At 56.0% G+C, this 9,308-nt stretch carries 7 protein-coding genes; 3 read left to right on the plus strand and 4 right to left on the minus strand.

The window, feature by feature from the left end; genetic code table 11:
• Positions 1-173 precede the first annotated feature (173 nt).
• Positions 174-1,808 (plus strand): NAD+ synthase, encoded by a 1,635-nt coding sequence (locus tag NTX71_06770; protein MCX6339606.1) that lies wholly within the window; start codon positions 174-176, stop codon positions 1,806-1,808.
• A 328-nt stretch (positions 1,809-2,136) separates the two neighbouring features.
• Here NTX71_06770 and NTX71_06775 read toward each other — a convergent pair whose 3' ends face one another.
• From NTX71_06775 to NTX71_06785, 3 genes are all read right to left on the minus strand, one after another.
• Positions 2,137-3,477, minus strand: coding sequence for a tetratricopeptide repeat protein (locus tag NTX71_06775; protein ID MCX6339607.1), 1,341 nt, complete (start codon positions 3,475-3,477; stop codon positions 2,137-2,139).
• Positions 3,474-3,752, minus strand: a complete 279-nt coding sequence (locus NTX71_06780) for a zinc ribbon domain-containing protein (protein ID MCX6339608.1) — start codon at positions 3,750-3,752, stop codon at positions 3,474-3,476. The genes NTX71_06775 and NTX71_06780 overlap by 4 nt, the downstream gene beginning before the upstream one ends.
• Before the next feature lie 147 nt (positions 3,753-3,899).
• Positions 3,900-4,943 (minus strand): hypothetical protein, encoded by a 1,044-nt coding sequence (locus NTX71_06785; protein ID MCX6339609.1) that lies wholly within the window; start codon positions 4,941-4,943, stop codon positions 3,900-3,902.
• Positions 4,944-5,338: 395 nt separating this feature from the next.
• Between NTX71_06785 and NTX71_06790 the strand changes: the two genes are divergently transcribed.
• The gene (locus NTX71_06790) at positions 5,339-6,220 is read left to right on the plus strand and encodes a polyprenyl synthetase family protein (protein MCX6339610.1); all 882 of its coding nucleotides are present in this window, start codon (positions 5,339-5,341) and stop codon (positions 6,218-6,220) included.
• Between the two features lie 134 nt (positions 6,221-6,354).
• On the opposite strand, the gene NTX71_06795 is transcribed toward NTX71_06790, so the two are convergent.
• Positions 6,355-6,621, minus strand: a complete 267-nt coding sequence (locus tag NTX71_06795; protein MCX6339611.1) for a cupin domain-containing protein — start codon at positions 6,619-6,621, stop codon at positions 6,355-6,357.
• A gap of 481 nt (positions 6,622-7,102) precedes the next feature.
• Here NTX71_06795 and NTX71_06800 point away from each other — a divergent pair.
• The coding region (locus tag NTX71_06800; protein ID MCX6339612.1) for a phospholipase D-like domain-containing protein at positions 7,103-9,308 on the plus strand (2,206 nt) is incomplete at its 3' end.

Here is a 9,308-nt window from a genome sequence, read left to right on the forward strand (position 1 = left end):
AGGGCACGGAGAAAAGAGTATCGATTGCACAGAAGATAAAAAATATTACAAAGAGTAAAAGAGAATAAGAGTGGAAGGGGGGCGTCTTGTTTCTATTTCTCTTTGTGGTAAAAAGGTTATTCTCTATCTCTGTGTGCTCCGTGTCTCCGTGGTGAAAAAGAAGGTTAAATGAGATGAAAATTGCACTCGCGCAGATCAACCCCACCATTGGCGATTTTTCAGGCAATCTGAAAAAGATCCTCCTCTTTCTCAAAAGGGCCGAGAGGGGCGGGGCCGGCCTCTGCATATTCCCCGAGATGGCGATACCGGGATATCCCGCGCGCGACCTGCTGCTCGACGGAGGTTTCATCGACGAGAACCTGAAGACGCTGGAGCGGCTGGCGAAGCGCGTGGGGAACACCGCCGTCATCGTGGGTTTCGCGGCGCGCACCGGCTCTCGCACCGGCAGGGGCCTCTTTAACGCCGGCGCGCTGATCCGGGAGGGGAAGGTTCAGCTGATTTTTCATAAGATGCTCCTCCCGAGCTACGATGTGTTCGACGAGCTCAGGTACTTCGATCCTGCCTCGCATGTTTCCACTGCGACGATAGGCGGGACGACGATCGGCCTCAGCATCTGCGAGGATATCTGGAATATCCCGGACTTCTGGAAGCAGCGATTCTACTCGGTGGACCCGGTTGAGATGCTCGCCAAGAAGGGCGCAGGGATGCTGGTGACCATCTCCTCCTCGCCGTTTGTCATCGGGCAGCGGACGCTTCGCCACTGCATCCTCAAAAAAATTGCCTCCGGGTACGGGATCCCGGTTTTTTACGTCAATCAGGTCGGAGGGAACGATCAGCTGATTTTCGACGGGTGCAGCATGGCGCTGGATGCGAGAGGGGAAGTGGTCGCCCAGGGGAATCCGTTCGAGGAGGATCTCATTTTCGCGGAGAGTCATCCGGCAGGCCCCACGATCCCCTGGATTGAAGAGCCCGTGGAAGAAACCGTGTACCGCGCGCTGGTCCTTGGAGTGAGGGATTACGCGAGGAAATGCGGTTTTAAGGCGGCGGTCATAGGTTTGAGCGGCGGTATCGATTCGGCGGTCACTGCCTGCATCGCCGTGGAGGCCCTGGGGCGAAAAAACGTCATCGGTATCGCCATGCCGTCCATGTACTCCTCGAAAGCGAGCGTGAAAGACGCGCGGGAGCTCGCGGATAACCTCGGGATACGATTCACCGTGATCCCCATCGCCCGGCTCTACCGCTCCTATATTCAAACGCTGAGGCCGGTCTTTCGCCGGCTCCGCCAGGACGAGACCGAGGAGAATATCCAGGCCCGCATTCGAGGCAATATCCTCATGGCGCTCTCAAATAAATTCGGCTACCTCGTCCTTTCGACAGGAAACAAATCGGAGGTGGCAGTTGGTTACTGCACCCTCTACGGAGATATGACAGGCGGCCTCGCGGCCCTCTCTGATGTACCCAAGACACTCGTGTACGGGCTCTCGCACTACATCAACCAGCACGCCGAGATCATCCCGGAGAGTTGTATCGTGAAGGATCCCTCCGCCGAGCTCAAACCCGGCCAGAAGGATCAGGATAGCCTACCCCCCTACGATGTCCTCGACGCGGTTCTGACCCGCTACGTGGAGAAGCGGGAGAAGCCCGGGGAGATCATCGCCGCGGGATACGACAGGAAGCTCGTATGGGATATCATTTGCCGGGTCGAGCGGAATGAGTACAAGAGAAACCAGGCCCCCCCTGGCTTGAAAGTCACCTCGAAGGCGTTCGGTCCCGGCCGGCGCATCCCTCTGGCGCAAAAGTACTATTAGCCTGATCTATTCACCAACCACTGAAATTGCGCCTGCTCACCTTCGGTGTTTTCTATCCACGGATTGCGCGGATTACACTGAGTGCAACCACAGCAAAAAGTTGAAAGTACAAAGTTCAAAATGCAGCTGCCTCCTTTGGCTTTCAGCTTTAAACTTTAGGCTGTTTTTGCATCCGTGAAAATCGGTGAAATCCGTGGATGTAACCTCCTTATAATTAGCATTTGATCAATCCAGAGAATCCGCGGTGATTTATTGCTTGTCCATGAATAATCCAGGTTAAAAGGATTGCTTCGGCAGTCAGTTCGATCGGAATGAGAGGGGGAAGACGTCATGCGCCCCCGCCGCGCAGCGCTTCGGCGAGTTCCTGGTGCCTCTTGGAATTTTTCCGGTCTCCCAGGAGCGAATATGCCCGAGAGAGCAGGAGGTGCCCCCTGACCCTCTCGTCCACGTATCTGGTGGGAGGACTCTCCAGCGCCTTCTCGACGATATCCGCCGCAGCGCGGGGCTCGTTCCTTTGCAGCGCGATCTCACCGCGATTGATGAGGGCGCGGGTGTTGCCGGGATAGAGCTCAAGGATCCTGCCAAGGACGGCCTCAGCCCTCGGGAGGTCCAGAGCGGCAATTTTTCCCTCCGCCAGGTTGATCAGTGCAGTGTAGGTATCAGGCCCCCGTTTCAAGGCCGCGGCGAGCTCGCCGTGGTAACGGGCTGTTTCTTCCCTGCCGAGCGAGCGGTGAGCGGCCTCGAGCACCTCGTGGGCGTGCGCCTGTTCAAACGCGAAGTACGCCGGCATCCGCGGGAGCGTTTCTTCGCAGAGCCTGAGAGCGGAACCCGCGTCCCCGCGCCTGAGGGTGAGTTCGGCGTAGCCTATGGCGATACGCGTGTTGCCCGGGTATCGCTGCGCGAGGGCGTCGAGCTTCGCCTCGGCGTCATCGGTGCGGCCCAGCCGCAGGTAGAGCTCAGCGAGGCTGATCACCCCCTGGAAAGAATCGCCGACCCGCTTGAAACATTCCTCGGCCTGCTGAAGCTCGCCTGATTCGACGAGCGCCCATCCGAGCAGCCCGATGAGATCAGTGTCATCCTTTTTGAATTGGAGCGCCCCCTCATAAAAGCGCGAGGCCTCGGGCCATCTCCCCATCTTGGCGTAGAGCCTTCCCAGGTCCTTGCACCGGCGGTAATTCGGCCCGAACTCCTCTATCGCTTCGAGGAGGTTTTTCGCCCCCCGCTCAAAATCTCTCAGTTTCTCAACGAGGAGGAAATGGATGCGTTGGTGGCTCAGTTCCTTGAGCGCGCTCCCCTTCGCGACCCCGCGGTAGAGCTTCACCGCGCGCTCATACATTTCATTTTCCCGGCATATCTTTTCCACCTTCTCGTAGGGGACGAGGTCCTCCGGGTGGGCCTGTATGATCCCCTGGTAGAGCTCGATCGCGCGTTCGGTTTCTCCCGCCTCATGGTATGTTTTCGCGAGATGGCTCTGGATGCCGCTGTCGCCGGGATGCAGCTCGATCCCCTCCTTGAGGATCGCGGCCGCGCTCGCGTACTGTTTATCCTTGCGCATCAACTCTGCGAGCTGCTTGAAGTTGGAGACCTGCTGGGGGCGCTCGGTGATGATCTGATACAGCTTCTTTTTCTCGGGGGTGTCAATGTCGCTCAGGAAGGTTTTGCGTTTCATTCACTCGCCGGTTTCGCCTTGCCGGTGTCTTTTTTTGTTTCTTTTTTCGGGCTGGCGGCTTCTCGTTCCTTCTTCTCCGCCTCGCGGTAGCCCTTGCTGCGATAGTCAGTGGCGTAAAAGCCGGAGCCCTTGAAGAGTATCCCGGCCCCCGCGCTGATCAGGCGCTGGAGTCTGCCACGGCAGCGCGGGCATGATCTCAGCGGCGGCGCGCTGATGGGCTGGAAACGCTCGAGGCGGTGGCCGCATTTCTGGCATTCATACTCGTACGTGGGCATAATGATCACCCGATGGTGTTGGCGCGTTCAGCGCGCTCCTCGTGTCGTGGCGAGTGGGGTGCGTTTGCTTCGGTAAAATGCCGCACGCTCCTCACACGGGAGGGGTGCAAGCCGTTGACCGGGCGCCGCTCAGCGCTCTTCCCTCACCTATTCCTTCGGCTCCTCAGCCTGTGGGGCAGCGGGTTTCGGGATGGCCTCCGGTTTGAGGCCGAGGTAGATCAGCGTCCCTGAAACGCACCAGATAACCAGGGGGAGAGATGACAGGGAAAGGTAGATGAGCAAGGTAAACAACCCCCATATGAAACCGGCGAAGGTATAGGTCAAACGGACGTCGTGTGCAGGAGTTGGAGCCGTCCTAGTTCCCACGAGCGCCGCCCTGATTTCCCCAATCGTTTCTTTGGTGTAGAGGTAGTTCCTGGACAGGATTCTCAGCGTGGGCGAGACTTTCTCAATCGAGGCATTCAGTTTCGAGGGGACTGAGTTCACGATCGTGGCATATTTCTGCCCCATCGCCCAGCTCGAGAGCCCGTCATTCGTCGCCACGACCCTGTTGAGGAATACGCATACGATCATGACCACGATGATCGTCGCGATCAGGTAGCCGATGAAGCGCAGCAGGTGCTCTCTCAGAAAATCGTTCAGCTCGCTCACCGGGCTCTCCTTACCCACCATGATGATCGGCGGGAGGAGCAGCGCCCCGCAGACCAGAATGATCGTCGCGATGACGATCAGGGCGCTCAGGAAGAACAGGGGAATCGCGAAGAAGGGCCATACGATCTCGCCGAGGATCGGGATCTTGCCGATCAGGCCGCCGATGACGTGGATGAGCATCAGCACCAGTATGATCGCCACGATCTTGAGCGGGGCGATGGCGAGCGCGTTCGCGCTCTTCCTCGCGGCGCGCAGGGCCCCGCTGATATCGACGGGGGGCAGCTCTGCCACTTCGGAGACGGTCACCCGCGCGATGGCTCCCCATGTGAAGAACATGATGAAGATCGCAATAACCGTGTTGATGAGGGAGACGAGCCACTGCAACCGTTCAGGGACAAGCGCGCCGCCTATCCCCCCGATCACCCACCACACTACCAGGGCGCAGAGAATGCCAAGTATCTGGATGACGATCTTCTTCGTGCTGAAGGATAAACTGAAAATCCTTGAAAAGGTTTTTACGCCAGCATCCCACTCTCCCATGACAACACCCTCCTTTCAGAAACCTGGGTGGCACACGAGCCAACCTCGAGGCTGGCCGCACGTGTGCCGCCGATTATTGTTGATGGATAGTACATAACCTGTTGGAACCGTGTCAAGCAAAAATCGTATCGATTTACCGATCATCTAGTGTGGTGTCCCTAACACTTCTTTACATTTGATTCTTGGTCGCATGGCCTGATTTTCGTGTGTGTCATTCCCGTCCCGCTCAGCGGGAGGAATCCAGAATAAAAGCTGGACTCCTGCTGGAGTTTATCCCGAGCATTGTCTCGGGGCAGGAGTGACATAGCCAGTACCAGTAAATGTAAAGACACCTATGGGACAGTACACTAGCACAACTTTAATTGTTTTGCTATCCTCCGATGTGAGGAGTCAGTATGGACATAAGCCGCTATCTCAAGGAGAAAAAGGAAATTGTAGAGAAGGCACTTGATAGCCTTCTGCCGCCCGAGCATTCACCGCCTGAGAAGTTGCACGAGGCGATGCGGTATAGCGTGTTCGCCGGCGGGAAGAGACTGCGGCCGATCATCTGCATGGCGTCGCTCGAGGCCCTCGGCAAAGACCCTCTGCCGTTCATGCCTGCTGCCTGCGCGCTCGAGCTCGTCCACACCTACTCGCTCATCCACGATGATCTCCCCGCCATGGATGACGATGACCTCCGGCGGGGGAAACCGACAAGCCATAAGGTCTTCGGCGAGGCTATCGCAATCCTCGCGGGTGACGCCCTGCTCACACTCGCGTTCGAGCTGATCGCGAACATGGACACGGCTCCTCCGCCCATCCGTCTGGAGATCGTGAGGCGTCTCGCGCAGTGCGGCGGCACCGGAGGGCTGGTTGGCGGCCAGGTGCTTGATCTCGCCGCCGAAGGGAAAGAAGTGAGCGAGGAAATGTTAGAGCGCATCCATGCTCAAAAAACCGCGGCGCTCATCGAAGCATCTGTGCTGTTCGGCGCTCTTCTCGGTGATACTTCCGTGGAGCAGCGTCAGGCCCTCTCTAGCTACGGACACTCAATGGGGATGGCATTTCAGATCACCGACGATATCCTGGATGCCACGGGGGACGAAAAGAAAATAGGAAAACGGACGCGCAAGGATCGTGAATCACAGAAGGCCACATATCCGGGCTGCTTCGGGATAGATCGGGCCAGGCGCATTGCTGAAGAGTATATACAGAAAGCGCTGGGAGCGCTCAAGAGCTTTGATGATAAGGCTGATCCTCTGAGAGAAATTGCGCGTATGATCCCTTCGAGGGAGCGCTGAGCGGCAGGGGGTAACTCCCTCGGAATTTCAATAAAGTTTGAGATGAGCACCTGATTAACCTGATTACTCTGAAAAAACAGGTTGATCAGAGAGATCAGGTGCAAACAAAAAAGTTGCGAAGCTAACTTGAGCGCTCACTTGAAGGAGTACTTCTTCCGCACCTTCTCGATCACTGTCCAGGTACAGTTCAATCCTTCGGGGAATCTGACGAGGTCGCCCTTGCCGAACTGAACTTCCCCTGACGGCGTCTTCACCTTGACCTTCCCTTCGAGGATGTAGCATGTTTCCGGGCAGTCGTATGACCATTCAAACGTGCTCGGCTCGCATTCCCAGGTGCCCCACTTCTCCACGCCGAGGACTTTCAGCTTCTCCGGTGTCGGTTTCTCCACGCTGATTTTCATGACAAATCCCCCCTGGTTAAATCCCAAACTCCAAATCCCAAATCCCAAAATGAGGTGTGAAAAACAAATTAGTACAACAATGTTATGTACTAAGTACGATGTTGCTTACAGCGAAAGTACAAGTAATTATTACGGGGAGCATAAAATATTTGACATGTCATTGCGAGGAACGCAGTGACGAAGCAATCTCAACTCATTGGGCAGCAGGAGATTGCTTCTCCCGCCAAGGCGGGATCGCAATAACCATGGCAGAAAGTGCAAAAAATAAAGTGCTCCCATTAATAATCCTCCTTCATTATGTTGGGATTTGGGGTTTGGGATTTGCGATTTCTCTGGAGACCCTTCTCCCGTCAAGGATGCGCCTGTAATGATAATATAATGCAAGGTCATCCAGCTAGCCAGAAATGAGGCTACAGGCGACAGCGTGGATGCTATAATACGGACGTGAATTTTCCTGTGTAAGGAGGCAAACTTCTTGACAATGTCATCTGACCTGACCTTTCTGACAAACGAGCCCGGCAAGAGTCTCCGAGACCGCTTTGCTGTCTTGCTCGGGGACAATACGCGTTTTTTCGACTGCCTGGTCGGATACTTTTTCCTCAGCGGTTTTTACAAGCTGTACCCGGCGCTTGAGCATGTCGAGAAGATTCGCATTCTAATCGGCCTTCAGACCGACCGCTCGGCGTATGAGCTCCTACAAATAGCCAGAGAGCAAGACGAGTTGTCGCTGAAGTCCCACGCGTCGGTAATAGAGCAGATCCCCCAAAATGTGCTCGGCGAATTCGAAAAATCCGCCGATAGCGCAGAGATTGAAACGGGCGTTTACAAGTTCGTCGAGTGGGTTCGTTCAGGCAAGCTGGAAATCAAAGCCTACCCCGGTGAAACACTCCATGCAAAAGTCTATATCATGACGTTCGCTGAAGGAGACCGTGACAAGGGGCGCGTCATCACTGGGTCAAGCAACCTTACCCAAGCCGGGCTGCAGGACAACCTTGAGTTCAACGTCGAACTGAAAAACCGTGCCGACTATGATTTCGCCATTGCCAAGTTTAACGAGCTTTGGGCTGTGGCCGTGGACGTCTCGAAGCCCTACGAAGACACCATCGTCAACCGTTCGCCTTTCGCTCATTTCACGCCCTATGAGCTTTACCTCAAATTCCTGTACGAGTACTTCATGGATGAGGTGAACCGACCGGATGAACTGGAAGACATCTATGTTCCCGACGGATTCAAGCGGCTGAAATATCAAGAGGAAGCCGTTCTCAGCGCCCGTAAAGTGCTCCAGGAATACGGCGGATTGTTTTTGTCCGACGTTGTCGGTCTCGGAAAGACTTACATGGCGGCTTTGCTCGCGCAGCAACTGGTCGGACGTTCGCTGGTGATCGCGCCGCCCCATTTGCTCGATGAGAATAATCCCGGCTCATGGCGTAACGTTTTTCGAGAGTTCGGAATTCGCGGCTACAGGTGCGAGTCCATCGGCAAGCTTGATGCGCTGCTCCAACGCGATCTCTCGAAATACCCCAATGTCTTTATAGACGAGTCGCATCGCTTCCGCACCGAGACGAACCAGACGTACGAGATGCTTGCCCAGATCTGCCGGGGCAAGCGGGTGATCCTGGTCTCGGCAACGCCGCTGAACAACACCCCGCGGGACATACTCAGCCAGGTCAAGCTGTTCCAGAACGGCAAGAACAGCACCATCCCCAACGTCCGCAATCTCGAAGCCTTCTTCGCGCGCCTTGAGAAAAACCTCCATGGTCTCGACCGTCAGACCGACCGCGAACAATACTTTGCGGCAATCCAGGCTAATGCCAAGGCGACACGCGAGCACATCCTCAAGCATTTGATGATCCGGCGCACGCGGAACGAAATCATGAAATACTACGGGGAAGACCTGAAGCTCCAGGGCTTCAAATTCCCCGACGTATCCGACCCGCAGCCTCTATTCTACAAGTTCAGCAGGACCGAAAATGACATCTTCAATGAAACAGTCCGTTTGGTAACGCAGGTTGAATACGCCCGCTACAAGCCGTTGACCTATTATGAGGGCAAACATGAGCGCCGCGAGGCGCAGAGCCAGCGAAACCTCGCAAGGTTCATGAAGATCCTCCTGATCAAGCGCCTGGAGAGCAGCTTCCACGCGTTCCGCCTGACCCTCGATCGTTTTATCCGTTCCTACGACCGCGTCATTGAGGAATTCAAAAAGGGACATGTGTACATCAGCAAGAAGCACATCAACAAAATCCTCGACCTGCTTGAAACCGACGATCAGGAAGCCATTGACCGACTGCTTGAAACGGACAAGGCTGAGCGGCTGGACGCGAAGGACTTCAACGCGGGCTTCATCCGCGACCTGGAGAGCGACAGGAAAGTACTGAGCCAGATTCACGACCTCTGGAGACAGATCACGCGCGACCCTAAATGGGAGGCCTTTCGAGAGGTTCTCCGCGGCGAACCCGGGCTGAAGAAGGGCAGGATCATCATCTTCACGGAATCGAAGGAGACGGCTGAATATCTTGCCGGGCGGATTACCGATGAAGTTGAGCCCGATGTGCTGCTGTTCACGGGCAATTCCGACGAGTCCGTTCGCAAGGAGGTCATCGCCAACTTTGACGCCCGCGCCTTCCACCCCAAAGACCGATACCGCATTCTGGTCGCCACCGAAGTGCTCTCCGAGGGCGTCAACC

The organism is Candidatus Auribacterota bacterium (assembly GCA_026392035.1).
GTDB lineage: Bacteria > Auribacterota > Tritonobacteria > UBA1439 > UBA1439 > JAPLCX01.

Coding starts and splice junctions, on each gene's coding strand:
- NTX71_06780 (MCX6339608.1), bottom strand. CDS start 3,752: ATGCCCACGTACGAGTATGAATGCCAGAAATGCGGCCACCGCCTCGAG.
- NTX71_06785 (MCX6339609.1), bottom strand. CDS start 4,943: ATGGGAGAGTGGGATGCTGGCGTAAAAACCTTTTCAAGGATTTTCAGT.
- NTX71_06790 (MCX6339610.1), top strand. CDS start 5,339: ATGGACATAAGCCGCTATCTCAAGGAGAAAAAGGAAATTGTAGAGAAG.
- NTX71_06795 (MCX6339611.1), bottom strand. CDS start 6,621: ATGAAAATCAGCGTGGAGAAACCGACACCGGAGAAGCTGAAAGTCCTC.
- NTX71_06775 (MCX6339607.1), bottom strand. CDS start 3,477: ATGAAACGCAAAACCTTCCTGAGCGACATTGACACCCCCGAGAAAAAG.
- NTX71_06770 (MCX6339606.1), top strand. CDS start 174: ATGAAAATTGCACTCGCGCAGATCAACCCCACCATTGGCGATTTTTCA.